Raw genomic sequence first — 20,963 nt, 5'->3', positions numbered from 1 at the left:
GTCGATGATGTCGGGCAGGGTGGCGAACACACTTTTGACGATCAGGTCGGCCATCACGTGCAGGCCGTCGGCGTCCAGATGTTGGAGCTTGGGCATCAGGGTCAGGTCGGCGGCCAGGTCACTGGTGATGTCTTCGCGCAGCGCGCCGATGGCTTGGCGCACAGCCAGACAGCCACCGTACTGTTCGCGGGCCAGGAACAGGAATTGCGAGCGATTGGCCGCGACCACATCGAGGAAGATCCGCACGGACGCATCGATAATGCCGCCCATCATGAATTCGTTGTGGCGCACCAGGCGGATCGTGGCACGGAAGGTCTGGCCGACTTCGCTGACCAGCACCAGGCCCAGTTGGTCCATGTCGGCAAAGTGACGATAGAACCCGGTGGGCACGATCCCGGCTGTCTTGGCCACTTCCCGCAGGCTCAGGCTGCCGAACCCGCGGCCACACTCCATCAGATGGCGGGCAGCGTCCATCAGGGCGAGGCGGGTCTGTTGCTTCTGTTCGGCACGGGGCAGCATGGCGGGCGGGCTTTGTCGGCAAGTACAGCGACGCACTCTAGCAAAACCGCTTCATAGACGTCGAACTTGGCAGGGCATTGCGGCGTGGATGCGTGACACGTTGTGCAGAAAGTCAAAAGCCCGATCCAGGGATCGGGCTTTTTTCCGGGCCACCACAGGCTTAGCTCTGAGCTTGATGCAGGTCTTGCAGACGGTCGGCACCGCCTTCAGCAACACCTTCTGTATAGGCACGTTTGTTGGCGTGTTCAGCACCACCTTCAACCAGGCCTTTTTCTTCCAGGCGGTTGCGGCCGTTTTCGGTCACGCCTTCGGTGTAAGCGCGTTTGTTGGCTTGTTCCGAACCATTTTCAGCAACGGCGCCTTTGGCGTAGTCACGGTTCTCTTGTTCTTGCGACCCGCTACGGGCGAGGGTTTGGCTGAATTGAACGGCATCGGCTTTGGCTTGTGGGATCGCTTGTTCAGCGGCCGGCAGGGCAAAGGCACTGGATGCCAGGACGGACAGCAGCACGGTAGCGAGTACTTGGCGTTTCATGATCGGTTGCTCCTTGGGAGGGCGATTAAGTGGGTACGGGGCTAATGCTACTCTCGATAAGTCGATATAAAAGTTCATAAACCCAATGGTAATAATCAACGGAATTGATTGTTCCCATGGGAGGCTCTAAGTCGAGCCTCTCAAGCCCGCGGTTTTGCACCGTGCTGGGTATTTTCGACACGCGCTTGGGTAACAATGGTGCGCTGGCGTGGGATAAATCTGTCGAAGTGGTCAGAAAAATGGGTTTTTTCCGGCAAAACGTTGATTGGGTTAAACCCCGGGAGGGTTTGCCAGTCCTAGCTGTATAAGCTGTCTCAAGGGCTGTGACTCAGCCAGTCGTATTCAGGAGCTCTGTGCAATGACGCGCACTCGTAAAATCGTCGCTTGGTGCTGCGCCAGCATCGTTCTATCAATCGCCGTGGTGGTGTTGTTTTTGCTGTTCTTCGACTGGAACCGCATCAAACCGCCGCTCAATGCCAAGGTTTCCGAAGAACTGCATCGCCCGTTCGCCATCAATGGCAACCTAGCGGTGGTGTGGCGCCGTGAACTGGACGAGGGCGGCTGGCGTGCCTGGGTGCCCTGGCCCCATGTCATTGCCGAAGACCTGAGCCTGGGCAACCCCGACTGGTCGAAAACCCCGCAGATGGTCACGCTCAAGCGTGTGGAGCTGCGTATCTCGCCATTGGCCTTGCTGGTGCAACGCGTGGTGATCCCGCGTATCGACCTCGTCGAACCGAGCGCCGAGTTGCAGCGCCTGGCCGATGGGCGCGCCAACTGGGTGTTCACATTCGATCCCAAGGACCCTAACGCCGAACCCTCCGCCTGGGTGGTGGACATCGGTGCCATCGGCTTCGACAAGGGCCACGTGACCCTCGACGACCAGACCCTCAAAACCCAACTGGACGTGATCATCGACCCGCTGGGCAAACCCATTCCGTTTAGCGAAATCGTCGGCGATGCGGATGCCAAAAAGCTCTTGGAAAAAGGCGCGGCCCCCCAGGACTATGCGTTCGGCCTCAAGGTCAAAGGTCGCTACCACGGGCAGACACTCGACGGCAGCGGCAAGATCGGCGGCCTGCTCGCCTTGCAGGACGCGGCCAAGCCGTTTCCGCTGCAAGCCCAGGTGAACGTCGCCGACACCCGCATCGCCGTGGCCGGCACCCTGACCGACCCGCTCAACCTCGGTGCCCTGGACCTGCGCCTGAAACTCACCGGCGCCAGCCTGGGCAACCTGTACCCGCTGACCGGCGTCACCCTGCCGGACTCGCCGGCCTATTCCACCGATGGGCGCCTGATCGCGCAACTGCATCAAGCCAGCGGCGCGACGTTCCGCTACGACAACTTCAACGGCAAGATCGGCGACAGCGACATCCACGGCAACCTGGCCTACGTCGCCAGCCAGCCGCGGCCCAAACTCAGCGGCACGCTGGTGTCCAACCAACTGCTGATGGCTGACCTTGCGCCCTTGATCGGTGCCGACTCCAACGCCAAGCAAAAAGCCCGTGGCGGGATGGGCAAGCAACCGGCGACCAAAGTGCTGCCGGTGGAAGCGTTTCGCACCGAGCGCTGGCGTGACATGGATGCCGACGTGGAATTCACCGGCAAATGCATCGTCCACAGCACCGACTTACCCTTCACCGACCTCTATACGCACTTGGTGCTGACGGATGGCGAACTGAGCCTGCAACCCCTGCGGTTCGGCGTGGCCGGCGGCAAGCTCGATGCACAGATCCGCCTGAACGGGCGCATCACGCCGATGGAAGGCCGCGCCAAATTGACCGCGCGCAACTTCAAGCTCAAACAGTTGTTCCCGACCTTCGAGCCGATGAAAACCAGCTTTGGCGAACTCAACGGCGATGCCGATATTGCCGGGCGTGGCAACTCGGTGGCGGCGTTGCTGGGCTCGGCCAACGGTGATCTGAAGATGCTGATCAACGACGGCGCCATCAGCCGGGGCCTGATGGAAATCGTCGGGCTCAACGTAGGCAACTACGTCGTCGGGCGCCTGTTTGGCGACAAGGAAGTGAAGATCAACTGCGCGGCGGCCGACTTCGGCATCAAGACCGGGCTCGCGACCACGCGCTTGTTTGTGTTCGATACCGAGAACGCCATCGTCTATATCGATGGCACGGCGAACATGGCCTCGGAGCAGCTCGACCTGACCATCACCCCGGAATCGAAAGGCTTCCGCCTGTTCTCGCTGCGCTCACCGCTGTATGTGAACGGTCCGTTCATCAAACCGAATGCCGGCGTGAAAGCCATCCCCCTGGCACTGCGTGGCGCCGGCATGGTCGCGCTGGGCGTGATCGCCGGCCCGGCTGCCGGGTTGCTGGCACTGGTCGCGCCGAGCGGCGACGTGCCCAATCAGTGCGCGCCGTTGTTGCAGCAGATGAAGGAAGGCAAGGCGCCGAAGACCGTGAAAGGTTGATTCGGCACAGTCGTAAGAAAGGGCGCCTCTAGAGGGGCGCCTTTTTGATGGCGGAGCTGTAAGTGTGCTCCTGGTCTTGCGTAGTTCATTTCTGAAACAGCAAATCCGCCCCTGATTCCCCTTATACCTCCTGCGGCGCCTTCTTATAGTCGGCGGTCATAGTCACTTGGAGGTGGACGCGATGCAGGGACCCTACGTTTTTATCAATGATCGACCGCAGCTTTATCCACTGCTCAAACTAAGCCTGTCACTCAGTCCTCATGCGCAAACGAAGTTCGACACCCTTAACCAACATATCCGCAACACCGTGGTATTACCTGGGCAACTGGTAATCATCGGGGACAGCCGAACAGTCTCTTGCACGGCTGAAGAAGCACGGCTGATGCTCTCCGCACGAAACGTGAAACATGACTTGATGGCGCACTCTGCCGCTGATCAGTCTTTGATTAAGAATTACGATCTGTTACAGACCATCATGGCCCATACCTCGATTGGCATCGGGGCTGCCAGCAGTGCCTGGAGTAAGCACCTTGCGGCAATCGAGAAGACCCTCATGGAAATCGACGATTTACATAAGCAGTACCTGAGGAAGGGCACCATGGGGGCAAGGGATGAGTTTCTGGTTAAGCGCAGAGCGCTGTTTGCAAAACTGGAGATTCAACTTTCTGGTATGGCACGTCTTGGCACGGGCTTGAAGAATGAAGGTTCGATCAAAAAAATGTTGGGCATTTCCACTAAAAGCTATTGGCATCACGGGGAAATTCGCAAATATGAAGAGACCGTCAAGCGTATCGCCAAGGCTTCGCAGATGTTGAAGAAAGGCACTTATATTGGTATCGCGCTGGATGTCGGAGTGACTGCGCTGGAGATAACGGAGGCGTGCTCCATCGGGCGGGAGCGGGAATGTACGCGGGCGAAGTTTGTGGAGGGAGGGAAGCTGGTGTTAGGCGTCGGTGGCGCCGCTTACGGAGGGTACGCAGGCATGGGGTTCGGAGTTGCTGTATGTGCAGCGGTCTTTGCCGTACCTACTGCGGGAGCGAGTGCGCTAGGCTGCGCCATAGTTGGCGGGGCCGTTGGCGGCTTAGCCGTGGGCACTTTAGGTAGCCACACCGGTGAGCAAATAGGCTCCCTCCTTTACAAAGTTTCAGGGAGTGGGCAATGACGCCAGAGTCCATCGGTATAGTGTCTGGTGTGTTGATGCTGCTGAGTTTTCCATTAAATTTTTATGTCATTTATACAAGACTTGAAGAGGCCGAAGATTATCTAAAGTTCAGCACATTCGTAGTAACGTTCAAATATAGGTTTGGCGTCGGTCCGCTGGGTGGGAAGTTGAAACGTCTCTTCGCGATTGCCCTCGTCATCCTTATGCCGAGGATTTTTCAATGGCGATACCTCGTGCTCGTTGAGGATGTGAAACGTATTCCAAGAAGTCTCAAACTATGGATAGTCGTTCCCTACCTGCTCACACTGTCGTCCGTGGCGGGGATGGCCCTGTCATGGTTTCTGACGAACTGACGATCAAAAGGGGAAGCTGGCTAACCCGCTTCCCCTTTTTCGGCGCAGTCATTTACAGACTTTCGAGAATATCCGCCATGTCATCCGCATGCTCTTCTTCCTGAGCCAGGATTTCTTCGAACAGGCGGCGGGTGGTCGGGTCTTTGTCACCGATGTACTGGATGATTTCACGGTAGCTGTCGACCGCAATCCGCTCGGCGACGAGGTCTTCGTAGACCATTTCCTTCAAGGTGTTGCCGGCCACGTATTGCGCATGGGCGTTCTTCGACAGCAGGTCCGGGTTGAATTCCGGCTCGCCGCCCAACTGCACGATACGTTCGGCGAGTTTGTCGGCGTGTTCGGCTTCCTGGGTCGCATGTTCGAGGAATTCTGCAGCGGCGATCTGCGCCTTCACGCCGCTGGCCATGAAGTAGTGACGCTTGTAGCGCAGCACGCAGACCAGTTCGGTGGCCAGCGAGGCATTGAGCAGGCGAATAATCTCTTCGCGGTCGGCGTCGTAGCCTTCGGTCACGGCGCCGTTTTCGACGTTCTGGCGGGCGCGTTGGCGCAGGGTCGCAACGTCAGTCAGGTTTGCTGCAGTCATCTCAACCTCCTGGGGCTAATCCGGTTTTACGCCACGCTCTGTCGGCGTGATCGCTCCAAGTTGTGAGTCGTGGGCGGGGTAAAAAGTTTTATTGGATTTGCCGGCAGATGTCATCAGCCCGTCGCCGGATTGGGTTAGCCTGCGCTCATCCTTTCTTGATCAAGGACGTTCGCTTCATGTCGCAGTCGTTAGCCACGCGTTACCCCTTGGTGCTGGTGCCGGGCATGCTGGGGTTTGTGCGCTTGGGATTGTTTCCCTACTGGTACGGCATCGTCCCGGCGTTGCGGGCCGGTGGGGCGCAGGTGTTTGCGGTGCAGGTGGCGCCGCTCGATTCCAGCGAGGTGCGGGGCGAGCAGTTGCTCGCGCAGGTCGAGCGGATTCGCCGCGAAACCGGTGCCGACAAGGTCAACCTGATCGGCCACAGCCAGGGCTCGCTCACTGCGCGCTATGCGGCCGCCAAATGTCCGCAGTGGATCGCCTCGGTGACGTCGGTGGCCGGCCCCAACCACGGTTCGGAACTGGCGGATTATTTCCACACCCATTACCCCCGGGGCAGCCTCAAAGGCCGGATGGTCAGCGCGCTGTTTCATCTGGTCGCCGCCGTCATGAGCCTGCTGGAGACCGGCTACCGAGGCCCGCGCTTCAAGGCCGACCTGCACGCCTCGCACCAGTCACTGACCAGCGCCGGCGTGGCGGTGTTCAATCGTGAGTATCCCCAGGGATTGCCGCCGACATGGGGCGGGCAGGGCGCCGCAGAGGTCAATGGCGTGCGCTATTACTCATGGTCCGGCACCTTGCAGCCGGGTAAGACCGATCGCGGGCGCAACCTGCTCGATGGCACGAATCGCAGTTGCCGCTTGTTCGCCCGCAGCTTCGTGCGCGAGAAAGGCCACTGCGATGGCATGGTCGGGCGCTACAGTTCACACCTGGGCACGGTGATCGGCGATGACTACGCCCTCGACCATTTCGATATCGTCAACCAGTCGCTGGGGCTGGTGGGCAAAGGCGCGGAGCCGATCCGCTTGTTCGTCGAGCATGCGCAGAGGCTCAAGGCGGCTGGGGTGTAGCGGATGCACCGCGTTATCGTTCATCGGGGGCAAGCCCCCTCCCACAGTTGACCGAGGCGCCAGGGCGAACGCGGTCCAATGTGGGAGGGGGCTTGCCCGCGATAGCGATAGCTCAGGCAACGCCCGGTTTACGCCCGACCGGCGTAGTCCAGCGCTCCGACAAAATCACCCCGCCCAACGTCAGCAGCCCGCCCACCAGGTGATACAGCGCCAACGCTTCCTTCAACACCAGCGCCGCGATCAGCGCGGTAATCAGCGGCAGCAGGTTGAAAAACAATGTGGTGCGGCTCGGTCCCAGGGTTTTCACCGAGTGCATCCAGGCCAATGGTGCGAGCATCGAGGCCAACAGGCAGGCGTACAGCACCAACGGAATATTCGCCCAGCCCAACCCGGCTTTTGCCGAGTACAGAAACAGCGGAAACAGCACCACCACGGCCACCAGCACCTGCAGATACAGCAACACCGACGGCGGCAGGCGCAGCTGCCATTTTTTCAGCAAGGTGCTGTAGACCGCGTAGGCCAGGGTGGCGACCAGCATCATCGCGTCGCCCAGGTTGACCCCGTGTTGCAGCAGCGTGCCCAGGCTGCCGGACGACACCACCACCGCCACGCCAGCGAACGACAGCACCGCGCCGCTCAGCGCGCCGAAGGTCAGGCGTTGGCCGAGGCTGATGATCGCCGCCGTCAACGCCATCAATGGCATCAGCGACAGGATGATGCCCATGTTGGTGGCGCTGGTCAGCGACGCGGCGTAATAGGCCAGGCTTTGATACACCGCCATGCCCAGCACGCCGAGGATAAAAATCTTACCCAGGTTCGGGCGGATGATCGACCACTGGGCAATCACCTGCTTGAGCATGAACGGGGTAAATAGCAGCGCCGCGAGCAACCAGCGGTAGAAGCCGATTTCAGCGGGGAAGATCGAACCCACGGCCAGTTTGTTGACCACGGTGTTGCCGGCCCAGATGAAAATGGCCAGCAGGGGATATGCGTATTGCATTGAAAACAACCCAAGGTGTTGGTGAGACGGGAGTATGGCGCAGTACCGCCGGGCGAACATCCGTAGTCGGTGAAGATGTTACAAGGTTTGGCTACACTCCTCGGTAGGCCGCGCCCTCCGGCGCGGTAACAGGGAGAAAACTCCATGAAGATGCTGCGAATTCCGTTGTTGATGATGGGCCTGCTGCTGTGTTCCCAAGGCTTTGCCGCTACCGCCCAGCAAAATAAAATGACCACCTGCAATGCCGAGGCCACCACCAAGACGCTCAAAGGCGACGAGCGCAAAGCGTTCATGAAAACCTGCCTGTCGGCGCCCGCCGCCAATGATGCGAAGACGCTGACCCCGCAGCAGCAGAAGATGAAAGATTGCAATGCCTCGGCGAAAACCAAGGCGCTGACCGGCGATGCGCGCAAGACGTTCATGAGCACCTGTCTCAAAGGCTGATCGCGCGTTCGCGCTCGCTGAAGATCAAATGTGGGCGGCTGGCTGGGCCCCCCGGTCCACCTGAAGGGCCAGCCCGCTCCCACGCTTGATCGCATTGACTACCGATCCACTCGCTTGATTCCCCCAAGGCTGGCAGACTGCCCATCCTTTAACGCCGTTCGTTTTGAGGCTGTATGCCAACGTTTTCTCAGCGTCACGTGTTATTGCTGGCCAGTTACATCATCATTTTCGGCGGGTTACTGCTGGTTCTGCCGTTGAAGTTGCTGCCCAGCCTGCTGGCCGGGCTGTTGGTATTTGAACTGGTCAACATGCTTACCCCTCAACTGCAACGGCTGATCGAAGGTCGGCGTGCGCGCTGGCTGGCCGTGGCCTTGCTCGGCACCCTGATCGTCAGCGTATTGACCCTGATCTTTGCCGGCGCCATCAGCTTCCTGCTCCACGAAGCGGAAAACCCCGGGGCCTCCCTCGACAAATTCATGGGCGTGGTCGACCGCGCGCGCGGCCAGCTGCCGCCGTTCCTCGACGCTTACCTGCCCGCCAGCGCCGCTGAATTCCGGGTGGCCATCGGCGACTGGACCAGCAAACACCTCAGCGATCTGCAATTGGTGGGCAAAGATGCCGCCCACATGTTCGTCACCCTGCTGATCGGCATGGTGCTCGGCGCGATCATGGCGCTGCAGCGCATCCCCGACCTGACCAAGCGCAAACCCCTGGCTGCCGTGCTGTTCGATCGTCTGCACCTGTTGGTCCAGGCGTTTCGCAACATCGTCTTCGCACAAATCAAGATCGCCGCCCTCAACACCGTGTTTACCGCCGTGTTCCTCGCCGTGGTGCTGCCGCTGTGCGGGATTCACCTGCCGCTGACCAAGACCCTGATCGTGCTGACCTTCCTGCTCGGCCTGCTGCCGGTGATCGGCAACCTGATGTCCAACACCCTGATCACCATCGTCGCGCTGTCGCTGTCGATCTGGGTCGCGGTGGCGGCGCTGGGGTATTTGATCGTGATCCACAAGGTCGAGTACTTCCTCAACGCGCGCATCGTCGGCGGGCAGATCAGTGCCAAGTCGTGGGAATTGTTGTTGGCGATGCTGGTATTCGAAGCCGCGTTCGGCCTGCCGGGCGTGGTGGCAGGGCCGATTTACTATGCGTACCTGAAGAGTGAGCTGAAGCTCGGCGGGATGGTCTGAGGAGGGAGCACACTGCTCTGCTGTAGGAGCGAGCTTGCTCGCGAAAAACCCAAGAGCACCGCGCGCCGTCAGACAGCCCGCGTTATCGTTGGCGTCCTTCGCGAGCGAGCTCGCTCCTACAGGGGGGCAGTGCGACGGTATCAGCTGCCGTAACGCTTGCTGGCCTCGATCGCCAACCCGCTGCCGATACTGCCGAAGATATTCCCTTCCACATGCCGCGCATTCGGCAGCATCGCCGAGATGCTGTGGCGCAGCGCCGGAATGCCGCTGGAACCGCCGGTAAAGAACACCGTGTCCACCTGCGCCACATCCACCGACGCGTCGCTGAGCAATTGGGTGACGCTGTTGCGCACGCGCTCCAGCAGCCCGTCGATGGCCGACTCGAACAACGTGCGGCTCAGGTCCACGCTCAAGCCCGGCTCAACCCGGTCGAGCAGTACATGGCGGCTGTCTTCGTGGGTCAGCTGGATCTTGGTTTCTTCGACTTCCATCGCCAACCAGTGCCCGGCCCGCTGTTCGATCAGCTTGAACAGGCGGTCGATGCCGCCGGTGTCTTCGATGTCGTAGCGCATGCTGCCCAGGGCCAACTGGGATTTTTGCGAGTACACCGAGTTGATGGTGTGCCAGGTGGCCAGGTTCATGTGATGGCTGGTGGGCATGTACGCGCCGCTTTTCATGCGGCTGCCGTAGCCGAACAGCGGCATCATGCCGGCCAGCGAGAGTTGTTTGTCGAAGTCGGTACCGCCGATGTGTACGCCGCCGGTGGCAAGGATGTCGTCGTGGCGGTTGTCGTTGTGGCGACGGTCCGGCGACAGGCGCACCAGCGAGAAGTCCGAGGTACCGCCGCCGATGTCGACAATCAGCACCAGCTCTTCTTTTTCGATGGTGGACTCGTAGTCGAAGGCCGCGGCGATCGGTTCGTACTGGAACGAGATGTCCTTGAAGCCGATCTTGCGCGCCACGTCGACCAAGGTGTTCTCGGCTTCCTGGTCGGCCATCGGGTCGTCATCGACGAAAAACACCGGGCGACCCAGCACCACTTCTTCGAACTCGCGGCCGGCGGTGGTTTCGGCGCGGCTCTTGAGTTGGCCGATAAACAGCGCGAGCAAGTCGGTGAACGGCATCGCAGTGCCCAGCACGCTGGTGTCGTGCTTGATCAGCTTGGAACCCAGCAGGCTCTTGAGCGAGCGCATCAGCCGGCCTTCGTAGTTCTCCAGGTATTCGTGCAGCGCCAGGCGACCGTAGACCGGGCGGCGCTCCTCGAAGTTGAAGAACACCACCGACGGCAAGGTGATTTTGTCGTCCTCCAGCGCGATAAGCGTTTCCATGCCGGGGCGAATCCAGCCGACGGTGGAGTTGGACGTGCCGAAGTCTATGCCGCAGGCACGGGCTGGGGATGGGTTTTTCATGTCTATCGGGTTCCGGTTGAAAAACGGCCGCGCAGTGTATGCCACCCGCGTGCAGATGCGTAGGCCGACGATCTGTTAAATAGCCGGCGGCGCGCCTTGAAAGAGCGGGGTTTGCCCCCAACTTGTCCAGCATACGGTCGGCGGCTGCAAGGTTATTCGTGCGGTGCCGATAAACTACTTAGACGCATCCATCGGCTTGGGATTGAGTTCAGTCAATCCAAACGCTGCAAACCGGCGCATGCTGTGCCCTTGGCTGTGCGATATCGATGACGGAGGGTGACCCCCCAGATGGACTTTAAAGACTATTACAAGATCCTTGGCGTGGAGCCGACAGCGGACGACAAGGCAATCAAGGCCGCCTATCGCAAGCTGGCGCGCAAATATCACCCGGACGTGAGCAAGGAAAAAGACGCCGAAGCCAAGTTCAAGGACGCGTCCGAAGCCTATGAAGCGCTGAAAAGTGCCGACAAGCGTGCCGAGTACGACGAGTTGCGCAAATACGGCCAGCACGGCCAGCCGTTCCAGGGCCCACCGGGCTGGCAGAGCCGTGGCGGCTATGGCGGCGGCCAGGACACGGGCGACTTCTCGGACTTCTTCAGTTCGATCTTCGGCGGGCGCGGCGATGCGTTCGGCGGCGGTCAGCGCCGCAGTACCGGGCGCAAGGGCCAGGATGTGGAGATGCAACTGTCGGTGTTTCTTGAGGAGACGCTGTCGACCGAGTCCAAGCAGATCAGCTTCCAGGTGCCGCAATACGACGCCTCGGGCCGGCATGTCAGCAACACCACCAAGAGCCTGAACGTGAAGATCCCTGCCGGGGTGACCGACGGCGAGCGCATCCGCCTCAAGGGCCAGGGCGCGCCGGGCGTTGGCGGCGGAGCCAATGGTGATCTGTACCTGATCGTCAAGTTTGCGCCGCACCCCAAGTTCGAGGTCGAAGGCGAAAACCTGGTGATCACCGTACCGGTGGCACCGTGGGAGCTGGCGTTGGGCACCGAAGTCGCGGTGCCGACCCTGACCGGCAAGATCAACCTCAAGGTCCCGGCTGGCAGCCAGAACGGCCAGCGCATGCGCGCCAAGGGCCATGGCCTGCTGAACAAGAGTGGCCAGCGCGGTTACCTGTTCATCCAGCTCAAAGTGGTGATGCCCAAAGAAGCCACCGCGGAGGTGCTCGGGTTGTGGAAGGCGCTGGCCGACAGCGCCGCCTTCGATCCGCGCAAAGGCTGGAACGCCTGACCCACCCGGGCGACTGTCTTGCAGAGTTCGGCCCAGGCCCGTGGGGGCCATGAATAAGCTGCTCATTTTTACAATGAGGCGCTATTCATGGCCCACGCTCAAGCCCCACTCCCTCCCGGCGATAGGGCGCCGCGCCAGCGTGGCGTAGGGCGCGTCAGAACAGAAAGTAGCGCTGCGCCATCGGCAGCACATCCGCCGGCTCACACCACAGCAACACGCCGTCGGCCTTGACCTGATACGTCTGCGGGTCCACCTCGATGTGCGGCAGGTAGTCGTTGTGGATCAGGTCGGTTTTCTGCACGTCGCGGCAGCCTTTGACCACCGCAATCTGCTTCTTCAGGCCCAAGGTTTGCGGCAAGCCGGCGTCCGCGGCGGCCTGGCTGATAAAGGTCAGGCTGGTGGCGTGCAGGGCGCTGCCGAAGCTGGCGAACATCGGCCGGTAGTGGACCGGCTGCGGCGTGGGAATCGAGGCGTTGGCATCGCCCATCAGGCTTGAGGCAATCGCGCCGCCCTTGAGGATCAGCGTCGGCTTGATGCCGAAGAACGCCGGCCGCCACAGCACCAGATCAGCCCATTTGCCGACTTCGATGGAACCGACGATATGGCTGATGCCATGGGTGATCGCCGGGTTGATGGTGTACTTGGCGATGTAGCGCTTGGCGCGGAAGTTGTCGTTGCCGGGGCCGTCGCCGGGCAGGGCGCCGCGTTGTTTTTTCATCTTGTCGGCGGTTTGCCAGGTGCGCGTGATCACTTCGCCGACGCGGCCCATGGCCTGGCTGTCGGAGCTGATCATCGAGAACGCGCCGAGGTCGTGCAGGATGTCTTCGGCGGCGATGGTCTCGCGGCGGATGCGGCTTTCGGCGAAGGCCACGTCTTCGGCGATGCTCGGGTCGAGGTGATGGCAGACCATCAACATGTCCAGGTGCTCGTCGATGGTGTTGCGCGTGAACGGCCGGGTCGGGTTGGTCGAGCTGGGCAGCACGTTGGGGAAGCCGCAGGCCTTGATGATGTCCGGTGCATGGCCGCCGCCGGCGCCTTCGGTGTGGTAGGTGTGGATGGTGCGGCCCTTGAGCGCGGCCAGCGTGGTTTCGACGAAGCCGGACTCGTTGAGGGTGTCGCTGTGGATCGCCACCTGCACGTCGTATTGGTCGGCGACGCTCAGGCAGTTGTCGATGCTCGCGGGCGTGGTGCCCCAGTCTTCATGCAGCTTCAAACCGATGGCGCCGGCCTTGACCTGTTCGATCAGCGGCTCCGGCAGGCTGGCGTTGCCCTTGCCGGTGAAACCGATGTTCATCGGGAACGAGTCGCTGGCCTGCAGCATGCGCGCCAGGTGCCACGGGCCGGAGGTGCAGGTGGTCGCGTTAGTGCCGGTGGCCGGGCCGGTGCCGCCGCCGATCAGGGTGGTGACGCCGCTGGTCAGCGCTTCTTCGATCTGCTGCGGGCAGATGAAATGCACGTGGCTGTCGATGCCGCCGGCGGTGAGGATCATGCCTTCACCGGCGATCACTTCGGTGCTGGCGCCGATGGCCATGGTCACGCCGGGCTGGATATCCGGGTTGCCGGCCTTGCCGATGGCGTGGATGCGACCGTTCTTGAGGCCGACGTCGGCCTTGACGATGCCCCAGTGGTCGATGATCAGCGCGTTGGTGATCAACGTGTCGACCACTTCATGGGCGAGCAATTGGCTCTGGCCCTGGCCATCGCGGATGACCTTGCCGCCGCCGAATTTGACCTCTTCGCCATAGACGGTGAAGTCCTGCTCCACTTCGACGAACAACTCGGTGTCGGCCAGGCGGACCTTGTCGCCGACGGTGGGGCCGTACATGTCGGCGTAGGCTTGGCGGCTGATTTTCATGTGTGGTTGCCCTGAAAAATTTATGTTGAATGTGAGTCAGCTATCGGGGGCAAGCCCCCTCCCACATGGGAATGCATTCCAACTGTGGGAGGGTGCTTGCCCCCGATGAGGCCCTAAAGGTCGCCCATGATCCGCCCGGCAAACCCGAACACCCGCCGCCCACCGCCGAAGTCGACCAACTCGACCTCGCGACTCTGCCCCGGCTCGAACCGCACCGCGGTGCCCGCCGGGATATTCAGGCGCATGCCGCGGCTCAATGCACGGTCGAAGGTCAGCGCGTCATTGGTCTCGAAAAAGTGATAGTGCGAGCCCACCTGAATCGGCCGGTCGCCGCTGTTGGCCACGCTCACGCTGACGGTGCGGCGGCCGACGTTGAGTTCGATGTCGCCAGGCTGGATCTGAAATTCACCAGGAATCATGCAGGTTGCCCCAGGGTCTTGTAGTAGATGGCGGTCGGGCTGTAGCGCCCGTCCGGGCTTTGGCAGTAATCGGGCAGTTCACCGACCTTGGTGTAGCGCAGCGCCTGGTAGAAGGCTTCGGCCTCGGAGCCGGCTTCGGTGTCCAGGTACAGCAGGCCGCGCTTGTGTTGGCGCGCGGCGAGTTCCAGGGCGTGCATCAACTGGTGGCCCAGGCCGTGGCGGCGGGCGCTGCTGTGGACCAGCAGTTTTTGCACTTCGGCGCGGTTCAGACCGTTGGCTTTCTGGCACAGCGCCAGTTGCACGCTGGCGATCACGCGCTCGTCGCGCACCACCACCCACAGCAACAGGCTGGCGTCTTCGATGCTCGCTTGCACACCGTGCAAATACGCGCGCGCCTGGGCCTCATCGAAGTCGGCCATGAAGCCGATCGACGCGCCGTGCCTGACCGCGTCCAGCAACAGCTCGATCAAGCCCTGGCGATAGTGGGCAAAACTTTCAGCATTGACTCGACGCAGTTGCGCGGCGTTCATCGATCTCACTCCTGGGGCGGTTCGGCGCCCGGATTCAAGGTCAGTTGCATAAAGGTCAGGTCGAGCCAGCGGCCGAATTTGATGCCCACTTGCGGCATCTGCCCGGTGGTGCTGAAACCCAGGCGCTCATGCAGGCGGAGCGAGGCCTGGTTGCCGCTTTCAATGGCGGCGACCATCACGTGTTTACCGCCGGCGCGCGCGCGTTCGATCAGGGTTTGCATCAGGCGCGGGCCGAGGCCTTTGCCGCGCTGGTCGTTGCGCACGTAGACCGAGTGCTCGACGCTGTAGCGATAGCCTTCGAAGGGGCGCCAGTCGCCGAACGAGGCGTAGCCCGTCACTTCGTCGTTGTCGACGGCGACCAGAATCGGGTAGCGCTGCGCCTGGCGCGCAGTGAACCAGGCCTGGCGGTTCGCCAGGTCCACCAGTTGCTCGTTCCAGATCGCCGTGGTGTTCAGCACCGCGTCGTTGTAGATGTCGCGGATCGCTGGCAGGTCTTGCTCGGTTGCATCACGAATCATGGCTGGGCCTCACGCGATGGGTTGGTGGACGGTCACCAGTTTGGTGCCATCGGGGAAGGTGGCTTCCACCTGGATATCCGGGATCATCTCCGGGATGCCTTCCATCACCTGCTCGCGGCTGAGCAGGGTGGTGCCAAAGTGCATCAGGTCGGCCACGGTACGGCCGTCGCGGGCGCCTTCCATCAGCGCGGCGGAGATGTAGGCGATGGTTTCCGGGTAGTTGAGCTTCACACCGCGCGCCAGGCGCCGTTCGGCGACGAGGCCGGCGGTGAAGATCAGCAGTTTGTCTTTTTCCCGTGGGGTCAGGTCCATGGTTCAGTCCGTCGTGAAATACATTCGTAAAAACACTGAAGATCAAAATGTGGGAGGGGGCTTGCCCCCGATGGCGGTGGGTCAGTGACAGATGCATTGCCTGACACTCCCCTATCGGGGGCAAGCCCCCTCCCACACTTGATCTTCATGTGCTCCAGATTCGGGGTGCCACGGCCTCTCGCCCCAGCACCGCCGGGCGCAACAGCCGCCATAAATCAATCAACCAGCCCCGCGCCAGCAGCGCCTCGCTGGCCAGGCAGCGGGCGACCAGCAAGCCGGGCAGTTGGGTCAGGTCGCCGCGCACCGCGTGGGGCAGGGCGCGGCAGTGTTCGAGTAATTCAGGCTCGATATCACCGGTCAGCAACAGGGTGGCGAATACCGGTTGTCCGTCCAGGCCGATCGGTGAGTCGAGCAAGCCATCGTCGCCCACAATGCGCTGGCGTTCGTGCCAGAGCAACTGGCCGTCGCGGCGGATATCCAGGTGCGATTGAAAGTGCCCGAGGTCGAAGCGCTCGCCGCTGGCCGGGCGGCCCAGGGCGACCACGTCCCAGTACAACAGCCGCGCATCGCCGTGCAGCGCGATGCGTGTGCTGAGTTCGGCCTGGGCGGCGCTGAACACGATGGTTTCCTGAGGCAGCCATTCCAGGGTGGCGCCGGCCTCGACGCTCAGCTCCAGTTGCTGAAACGCCGGGCCGCTGGCGCGGTACCACTTGGCCGCGCCAGGGCTGGTCAATTGCGCCCAGGCGCCCGCGGCGACGTGGGCGCGGATGTCCAGGCGGTCGCCGCCGGCAATGCCACCGGGCGGATGCACGATGATGTGCTGGCATACCTCGGGGCCTTCGGCGTACAGGTGTTTCTGCACGCGCAGCGGGCCGAGGTGGCGGCGCATCACCGGGCGCGTGGTGGCGCCGAAACGCGCGTAGCCGAGCTCCAGCTCGGCGTGCCAGCTGGGGGTGAACAGGGCAGTGGAAACGGGCAGGTTCATGGCGTGTGCTTATCGTTAGGACGCTACAGATTAGATGGTTACGAGACCGCGCACACCGTCGCGTTCCATATTTTCGCCACGGCCTTGCTGGACGATTTCCCCGCGTGACATCACCAGGTATTGGTCGGCCAGTTCGGCGGCAAAGTCGTAGAACTGCTCCACCAACAGGATCGCCATGTCGCCACGGGCCGCAAGCTTTTTGATCACCGCCGCGATCTCCTTGATCACCGACGGCTGGATACCTTCGGTCGGCTCATCGAGAATCAACAGGCGCGGCCGGCTGGCCAGGGCGCGGCCGATCGCCAGTTGCTGTTGCTGGCCGCCGGACAAATCGCCCCCGCGGCGGTGCTTCATTTGCAGCAGCACCGGGAACAGTTCGTAGATAAACCCCGGCACTTCCCTGGCCTCGGCGCCGGGAAATCGCGACAGGCCCATCAGCAGGTTTTCTTCCACGGTCAGCCGCCCGAAAATCTCGCGGCCCTGGGGCACGTAGGCGATCCCGGCGTGAACGCGCTGGTGTGGCTTGAAACCGGTGATGGCCTTGCCTTCCCAGTTCACCGCGCCCTCTTTGGCGGGCAGCAGGCCCATCAGGCACTTGAGCAGGGTGGTCTTGCCCACGCCGTTACGGCCGAGCAGGCAGGTGACTTCGCCGACCTGCACCTCGAATGAAAGCCCGCGCAGGATGTGGCTACCGCCGTAATACTGGTGCAACTTGTCGACTTGCAGCATTCTCAAAACCTCCTCAATTCCCTGTAGGAGCGAGCTTGCTCGCGAAAAATCTGAGGGCGCCGCGTGCATTCAGGCTGCCCGCGTTATCGTTAACGATTTTCGCGAGCAAGCTCGCCCCTACAGAAAAGCGAACTCAGCGCCCGAGGTATACCTCGATCACGCGCTCGTTTTCCTGCACCTGTTCCAGCGACCCTTCGGCCAGCACGCTGCCCTGGTGCAACACGGTCACATGGTCGGCAATCGAACCGACAAACCCCATGTCGTGCTCCACCACCATCAGCGAGTGCTTGCCCGCCAGGCGCTTGAACAGTTCGGCGGTGAATTCGGTTTCGGCGTCGGTCATGCCCGCCACCGGTTCGTCGAGCAGCAACAGTTGCGGGTCTTGCATCAGCAGCATGCCGATTTCCAGGAACTGTTTCTGGCCGTGGGACAGCAGGCCAGCCGGGCGATGCACCGAGGCGGTGAGGCGGATGGTGTCGAGCACTTCATCGATGCGGTCCTTCTGTTCCCCGCTCAGGCGTGCGCGCAGGCTGGCCCACACCGACTTGTCGGTCTTCTGCGCCAGCTCCAGGTTTTCGAACACGCTCAAGGCTTCGAACACCGTGGGTTTCTGGAACTTGCGGCCAATGCCGGCCTGGGCGATCTGCACTTCGCTCATCGCGGTCAGGTCGAGGGTTTCGCCGAACCAGGCGTTGCCGTGGCTGGGCCGGGTCTTGCCGGTGATCACGTCCATCAGCGTGGTTTTGCCGGCGCCGTTGGGGCCGATGATGCAGCGCAGTTCGCCGACGCCGATGTAGAGGTTCAAGGCGTTGAGTGCCTTGAAACCGTCGAAGCTGACGCTGATGTCTTCCAGGGTCAGGATCGTGCCGTGGCGCGTATCGAGGCCCGTGCCGGCGGCCTGGCCGATGCCGATCGCATCGCGGCCGTTGCCGGTGTCGAGAATAGGTTCGAGCATAAATTCCGCCGTCGCAGTCACTCTCATTGTTCACCCCGTTTCTTCAACAGGCCGATCACACCCTTGGGCAAATACAGGGTGACGATGATGAACAACGCCCCCAGGAAGAACAGCCAGTACTCCGGGAACGCCACGGTGAACCAGCTCTTCATGCCGTTGACCACCCCGGCGCCGAGCAGCGGCCCGATCAAGGTGCCGCGCCCACCCAGGGCCACCCACACAGCGGCTTCGATGGAATTGGTCGGTGACATTTCGCTGGGGTTGATGATGCCCACCTGCGGCACGTACAACGCCCCCGCCAGGCCGCACAGCACCGCGCTCAACACCCACACGAACAGCTTGAAACCACGCGGGTCGTAGCCGCAGAACATCAGGCGGTTCTCGGCATCGCGCAAGGCGGTCAACACCCGGCCGAACTTGCTGCGGGCCAGGCGCCAGCCGATGTACAGGCTGCTCACCAGCAACAGCACGGTGGCGGCAAACAACACCGCGCGCGTGCCCGGTTCGGTGATGCCGAAGCCGAGGATGCTGCGGAAGTTGGTGAAGCCGTTATTGCCGCCGAAGCCGGTCTCGTTGCGAAAGAACAACAGCATCCCGGCGAAGGTCAGCGCCTGGGTCATGATCGAGAAATACACGCCCTTGATCCGCGAGCGGAAGGCGAAGAAGCCGAACACCAGCGCCAGCAACCCCGGCGCCAGCACCACCAGGCACAGCGCCCAGAGGAAGTGCTCGGTGCCGACCCAGTACCAGGGCAATTCGGTCCACGACAAAAAGGTCATGAACGCCGGCAACTCGTCGCCGGAGGCCTGGCGCATCAGGTACATGCCCATGGCATAACCGCCGAGGGCGAAGAACAGGCCGTGGCCGAGGGACAGCATCCCGGCGTAACCCCACACCAGGTCGAGCGCGAGGGCGACGATGGCGTAGCAGAGGATCTTGCCCACCAGCGTCAGGGTGTAGGCCGAGACATGCAGCGCGTTGTCCGCTGGCAGCAGCGACAGCAACGGCAGCGCCAGCAGCACGCCGAGGATCAGCGCGCCGACGGCAATCGTCAGCTTGGGACCGGCCTTTTGCGTGGCCGTGAGCATCAATGGCTGGTTCATCAGTCGATCACCCGTCCTTTCAGTGCGAAGAGGCCTTGCGGGCGTTTCTGGATAAACAGAATGATCAGCGCAAGGATCAGGATCTTGCCGAGCACGGCGCCGATCTGTGGTTCGAGGATCTTGTTGGCGATCCCCAGGCCGAACGCGGCCATCACGCTACCGGCCAATTGGCCGACACCGCCTAGCACCACGACCAGGAAGGAATCGATGATGTAGCTTTGGCCCAGGTCGGGGCCGACGTTGCCGATCTGGCTCAGCGCCACACCGCCCAGCCCGGCGATGCCGGAGCCCAGGCCAAAGGCGAGCATGTCCACGCGCCCGGTGGGCACGCCGCAGCAGGCGGCCATGTTGCGGTTCTGGGTGACGGCGCGCACGTTGAGGCCCAGGCGCGTCTTGTTGAGCAGCAGCCACGTCAGCACCACCACGCACAGGGCGAAGGCGATGATCACGATGCGGTTGTACGGCAACACCAGGTTGGGCAGCACTTGAATGCCGCCGGACAGCCAGGCGGGGTTGGCCACTTCGACGTTCTGCGCGCCGAACACCAGGCGCACCAGTTGGATCAGCATCAGGCTGATGCCCCAGGTGGCGAGCAGGGTTTCCAGGGGGCGGCCGTACAGGTGACGAATCACCGTGCGCTCCAGGGCCATGCCGATGGCGGCGGTGACGAAAAACGCCACCGGCAGTGCGATCAGCGGGTAGAACTCGATGGCGTGCGGCACGTAGCGCTGCATCAGCAACTGCACCACATAGGTGGAATAAGCGCCGAGCATCAGCATCTCGCCGTGGGCCATGTTGATCACGCCCAGCAGGCCGAACGTGATCGCCAGGCCCAGGGCCGCGAGCAGCAGGATCGAGCCCAGGGACATGCCGCTGAAGGCCTGGCCGAGCAGTTCGCCCAGCATCAGTTTGCGCTTGACCTGGGCCAGGCTGGTCTCGGCGGCGGTATGCACGGCGGCGTCGGTTTCCACGCCGGGGGCGAGCAGGGTTTCCAGGCGTGTGCGCGCCAGCGGGTCGCCGGTGCTGCCGAGCAGACGCACGGCGGCCAAACGCACCAGCGGGTCGCTGTCCACCAGTTGCAGGTTGGCCAGGGCCAGGCTGAGGGCGCTGTGTACCTCCTCGACGGTTTCGGCGGCGACACGCTGGTCGAGGAACTTGAGCTGCGCCGGTTGTGCGGTTTTTTGCAGGGTCTGCGCGGCGGCCAGGCGTACCTTGGGGTCGGCGGCGAGCAGTTGCAGGCTGGCCTGTACGTTGTCGATCAGACCGCGCAGGCGGTTGTTCAGGCGCACGGTCTTGGTTTCACCGTTGACCGTCAGTTGGCCTTGTTGCAGCGCGTCCACCAGCTCGATGCGCGCCGGGTCGGGCTGGGCGGCCCAGTCCTGCAGCAGTTTGGCTTGTTGCGTCGGGTTGGCGGCGAGGAAGTCTTCGGCGTCGCCGGCGTGTGCGCCAACAGGCAGCAACAGCAAGGCCGTGAGGATCAAGCGGTAGAGGGCAGTGGGCATAACAATATGTCCTGATCGTGCGCGCATCGGCTTTATGTGGGAGGGAGCTTGCCCCCGATAGCGGTGGGTCAGGCAATGCATGTGCTGACTAATCCACCGCTATCGGGGGCAAGCCCCCTCCCACAGGGGGCCGTGGCG

General features: G+C 62.2%; 22 protein-coding genes and 1 pseudogene. 7 read left to right on the top strand and 16 right to left on the bottom strand.

The features are described from left to right. Together AC07W0_RS28150 and AC07W0_RS28145 are read right to left on the bottom strand one after the other, a co-directional pair. The coding region (locus tag AC07W0_RS28150; protein ID WP_102618685.1) for a TetR family transcriptional regulator at positions 1-519 on the bottom strand (519 nt) is incomplete at its 3' end. Positions 520-679: 160 nt separating this feature from the next. Further along, positions 680-1,051, bottom strand: coding sequence for a hypothetical protein (locus AC07W0_RS28145; RefSeq protein WP_102618686.1), 372 nt, complete (start codon positions 1,049-1,051; stop codon positions 680-682). A gap of 358 nt (positions 1,052-1,409) precedes the next feature. Here AC07W0_RS28145 and AC07W0_RS28140 point away from each other — a divergent pair, with 358 nt between their 5' ends. The 3 genes from AC07W0_RS28140 (at position 1,410) to AC07W0_RS28130 (ending at position 4,994) form a co-directional block, all read left to right on the top strand. Continuing rightward, positions 1,410-3,479 carry an AsmA family protein gene (locus AC07W0_RS28140; RefSeq protein WP_102618687.1) on the top strand — a complete coding sequence of 690 codons (2,070 nt, stop codon included), beginning with the start codon at positions 1,410-1,412 and terminating at the stop codon, positions 3,477-3,479. A gap of 181 nt (positions 3,480-3,660) precedes the next feature. Continuing rightward, the gene (locus tag AC07W0_RS28135) at positions 3,661-4,641 is read left to right on the top strand and encodes a hypothetical protein (RefSeq protein WP_102618688.1); all 981 of its coding nucleotides are present in this window, start codon (positions 3,661-3,663) and stop codon (positions 4,639-4,641) included. Then, a complete protein-coding gene (locus AC07W0_RS28130; RefSeq protein WP_102618689.1) occupies positions 4,638-4,994 on the top strand; it encodes a hypothetical protein in 357 nt (118 codons plus the stop codon). The genes AC07W0_RS28135 and AC07W0_RS28130 overlap by 4 nt, the downstream gene beginning before the upstream one ends. 52 nt (positions 4,995-5,046) lie before the next feature. Here the strand turns inward: AC07W0_RS28130 and AC07W0_RS28125 are convergent, their stop codons facing one another. Continuing rightward, positions 5,047-5,577 carry a ferritin-like domain-containing protein gene (locus tag AC07W0_RS28125; protein ID WP_017849710.1) on the bottom strand — a complete coding sequence of 177 codons (531 nt, stop codon included), beginning with the start codon at positions 5,575-5,577 and terminating at the stop codon, positions 5,047-5,049. 176 nt (positions 5,578-5,753) lie between these two features. Here AC07W0_RS28125 and AC07W0_RS28120 point away from each other — a divergent pair, with 176 nt between their 5' ends. Next, positions 5,754-6,644, top strand: a complete 891-nt coding sequence (locus AC07W0_RS28120) for an esterase/lipase family protein (RefSeq protein WP_102618690.1) — start codon at positions 5,754-5,756, stop codon at positions 6,642-6,644. Positions 6,645-6,756: 112 nt separating this feature from the next. Here the strand turns inward: AC07W0_RS28120 and AC07W0_RS28115 are convergent, their stop codons facing one another. Further along, positions 6,757-7,644, bottom strand: coding sequence for a DMT family transporter (locus AC07W0_RS28115; RefSeq protein ID WP_102618691.1), 888 nt, complete (start codon positions 7,642-7,644; stop codon positions 6,757-6,759). 144 nt (positions 7,645-7,788) lie between these two features. Here AC07W0_RS28115 and AC07W0_RS28110 point away from each other — a divergent pair, with 144 nt between their 5' ends. Together AC07W0_RS28110 and AC07W0_RS28105 are read left to right on the top strand one after the other, a co-directional pair. Then, positions 7,789-8,088 carry a PsiF family protein gene (locus AC07W0_RS28110; RefSeq protein ID WP_017849707.1) on the top strand — a complete coding sequence of 100 codons (300 nt, stop codon included), beginning with the start codon at positions 7,789-7,791 and terminating at the stop codon, positions 8,086-8,088. 173 nt (positions 8,089-8,261) lie between these two features. Next, on the top strand, positions 8,262-9,275 hold the full coding sequence (locus AC07W0_RS28105; protein ID WP_017849706.1) for an AI-2E family transporter: 1,014 nt from the start codon (positions 8,262-8,264) through the stop codon (positions 9,273-9,275). Between the two features lie 140 nt (positions 9,276-9,415). On the opposite strand, the gene AC07W0_RS28100 is transcribed toward AC07W0_RS28105, so the two are convergent. Next, positions 9,416-10,684: an Hsp70 family protein gene (locus AC07W0_RS28100; RefSeq protein ID WP_102618692.1), complete on the bottom strand. Its 1,269-nt coding sequence runs from the start codon at positions 10,682-10,684 to the stop codon at positions 9,416-9,418. A gap of 288 nt (positions 10,685-10,972) precedes the next feature. Between AC07W0_RS28100 and AC07W0_RS28095 the strand changes: the two genes are divergently transcribed. After that, entirely contained in the window at positions 10,973-11,917 is a 945-nt protein-coding gene (locus AC07W0_RS28095; RefSeq protein WP_102618693.1) for a DnaJ C-terminal domain-containing protein, read from the top strand. A 154-nt stretch (positions 11,918-12,071) separates the two neighbouring features. On the opposite strand, the gene ureC is transcribed toward AC07W0_RS28095, so the two are convergent. The 11 genes and pseudogenes from ureC to urtB form a co-directional block, all read right to left on the bottom strand. Then, complete coding sequence (gene ureC, locus AC07W0_RS28090; RefSeq protein ID WP_102618694.1) at positions 12,072-13,772, bottom strand: urease subunit alpha; 1,701 nt, start codon at positions 13,770-13,772, stop codon at positions 12,072-12,074. 113 nt (positions 13,773-13,885) lie between these two features. Beyond that, the gene (locus AC07W0_RS28085; RefSeq protein ID WP_046485652.1) at positions 13,886-14,191 is read right to left on the bottom strand and encodes an urease subunit beta; all 306 of its coding nucleotides are present in this window, start codon (positions 14,189-14,191) and stop codon (positions 13,886-13,888) included. Further along, entirely contained in the window at positions 14,188-14,721 is a 534-nt protein-coding gene (locus AC07W0_RS28080) for a GNAT family N-acetyltransferase (RefSeq protein WP_017849701.1), read from the bottom strand. The genes AC07W0_RS28085 and AC07W0_RS28080 overlap by 4 nt, the downstream gene beginning before the upstream one ends. A 5-nt stretch (positions 14,722-14,726) precedes the next feature. Then, complete coding sequence (locus tag AC07W0_RS28075) at positions 14,727-15,239, bottom strand: GNAT family N-acetyltransferase (protein ID WP_046485656.1); 513 nt, start codon at positions 15,237-15,239, stop codon at positions 14,727-14,729. Between the two features lie 9 nt (positions 15,240-15,248). Further along, complete coding sequence (locus AC07W0_RS28070) at positions 15,249-15,551, bottom strand: urease subunit gamma (protein WP_010213535.1); 303 nt, start codon at positions 15,549-15,551, stop codon at positions 15,249-15,251. Between the two features lie 145 nt (positions 15,552-15,696). Continuing rightward, on the bottom strand, positions 15,697-16,536 hold the full coding sequence (locus AC07W0_RS28065; RefSeq protein WP_102618695.1) for an urease accessory protein UreD: 840 nt from the start codon (positions 16,534-16,536) through the stop codon (positions 15,697-15,699). Positions 16,537-16,566: 30 nt separating this feature from the next. After that, complete coding sequence (gene urtE, locus AC07W0_RS28060) at positions 16,567-17,265, bottom strand: urea ABC transporter ATP-binding subunit UrtE (RefSeq protein ID WP_017849698.1); 699 nt, start codon at positions 17,263-17,265, stop codon at positions 16,567-16,569. Between the two features lie 22 nt (positions 17,266-17,287). Beyond that, a pseudogene (locus AC07W0_RS28055) lies at positions 17,288-17,374 on the bottom strand (outer membrane lipoprotein carrier protein LolA); the annotation flags it as partial. Between the two features lie 24 nt (positions 17,375-17,398). Beyond that, positions 17,399-18,247 (bottom strand): urea ABC transporter ATP-binding protein UrtD, encoded by an 849-nt coding sequence (urtD, locus tag AC07W0_RS28050; RefSeq protein WP_046485662.1) that lies wholly within the window; start codon positions 18,245-18,247, stop codon positions 17,399-17,401. Then, complete coding sequence (gene urtC, locus AC07W0_RS28045) at positions 18,244-19,323, bottom strand: urea ABC transporter permease subunit UrtC (RefSeq protein ID WP_017849696.1); 1,080 nt, start codon at positions 19,321-19,323, stop codon at positions 18,244-18,246. The genes urtD and urtC overlap by 4 nt, the downstream gene beginning before the upstream one ends. Further along, positions 19,323-20,825 (bottom strand): urea ABC transporter permease subunit UrtB, encoded by a 1,503-nt coding sequence (urtB, locus tag AC07W0_RS28040; protein ID WP_017849695.1) that lies wholly within the window; start codon positions 20,823-20,825, stop codon positions 19,323-19,325. Before urtB ends, urtC begins: the two co-directional genes overlap by 1 nt. Between the last annotated feature and the right edge of the window lie 138 nt (positions 20,826-20,963).

Source organism: Pseudomonas sp. GW704-F2 (assembly GCF_059423025.1).
Note: the sequence above shows the minus strand (reverse complement) of the source record. Positions and strands in the feature narration are given on the sequence as shown.

Coding starts and splice junctions, on each gene's coding strand:
- AC07W0_RS28145 (WP_102618686.1), bottom strand. CDS start 1,051: ATGAAACGCCAAGTACTCGCTACCGTGCTGCTGTCCGTCCTGGCATCC.
- AC07W0_RS28140 (WP_102618687.1), top strand. CDS start 1,410: ATGACGCGCACTCGTAAAATCGTCGCTTGGTGCTGCGCCAGCATCGTT.
- AC07W0_RS28135 (WP_102618688.1), top strand. CDS start 3,661: ATGCAGGGACCCTACGTTTTTATCAATGATCGACCGCAGCTTTATCCA.
- AC07W0_RS28130 (WP_102618689.1), top strand. CDS start 4,638: ATGACGCCAGAGTCCATCGGTATAGTGTCTGGTGTGTTGATGCTGCTG.
- AC07W0_RS28125 (WP_017849710.1), bottom strand. CDS start 5,577: ATGACTGCAGCAAACCTGACTGACGTTGCGACCCTGCGCCAACGCGCC.
- AC07W0_RS28120 (WP_102618690.1), top strand. CDS start 5,754: ATGTCGCAGTCGTTAGCCACGCGTTACCCCTTGGTGCTGGTGCCGGGC.
- AC07W0_RS28115 (WP_102618691.1), bottom strand. CDS start 7,644: ATGCAATACGCATATCCCCTGCTGGCCATTTTCATCTGGGCCGGCAAC.
- AC07W0_RS28110 (WP_017849707.1), top strand. CDS start 7,789: ATGAAGATGCTGCGAATTCCGTTGTTGATGATGGGCCTGCTGCTGTGT.
- AC07W0_RS28105 (WP_017849706.1), top strand. CDS start 8,262: ATGCCAACGTTTTCTCAGCGTCACGTGTTATTGCTGGCCAGTTACATC.
- AC07W0_RS28100 (WP_102618692.1), bottom strand. CDS start 10,684: ATGAAAAACCCATCCCCAGCCCGTGCCTGCGGCATAGACTTCGGCACG.
- AC07W0_RS28095 (WP_102618693.1), top strand. CDS start 10,973: ATGGACTTTAAAGACTATTACAAGATCCTTGGCGTGGAGCCGACAGCG.
- ureC (WP_102618694.1), bottom strand. CDS start 13,772: ATGAAAATCAGCCGCCAAGCCTACGCCGACATGTACGGCCCCACCGTC.
- AC07W0_RS28085 (WP_046485652.1), bottom strand. CDS start 14,191: ATGATTCCTGGTGAATTTCAGATCCAGCCTGGCGACATCGAACTCAAC.
- AC07W0_RS28080 (WP_017849701.1), bottom strand. CDS start 14,721: ATGAACGCCGCGCAACTGCGTCGAGTCAATGCTGAAAGTTTTGCCCAC.
- AC07W0_RS28075 (WP_046485656.1), bottom strand. CDS start 15,239: ATGATTCGTGATGCAACCGAGCAAGACCTGCCAGCGATCCGCGACATC.
- AC07W0_RS28070 (WP_010213535.1), bottom strand. CDS start 15,551: ATGGACCTGACCCCACGGGAAAAAGACAAACTGCTGATCTTCACCGCC.
- AC07W0_RS28065 (WP_102618695.1), bottom strand. CDS start 16,536: ATGAACCTGCCCGTTTCCACTGCCCTGTTCACCCCCAGCTGGCACGCC.
- urtE (WP_017849698.1), bottom strand. CDS start 17,265: ATGCTGCAAGTCGACAAGTTGCACCAGTATTACGGCGGTAGCCACATC.
- urtD (WP_046485662.1), bottom strand. CDS start 18,247: ATGAGAGTGACTGCGACGGCGGAATTTATGCTCGAACCTATTCTCGAC.
- urtC (WP_017849696.1), bottom strand. CDS start 19,323: ATGAACCAGCCATTGATGCTCACGGCCACGCAAAAGGCCGGTCCCAAG.
- urtB (WP_017849695.1), bottom strand. CDS start 20,825: ATGCCCACTGCCCTCTACCGCTTGATCCTCACGGCCTTGCTGTTGCTG.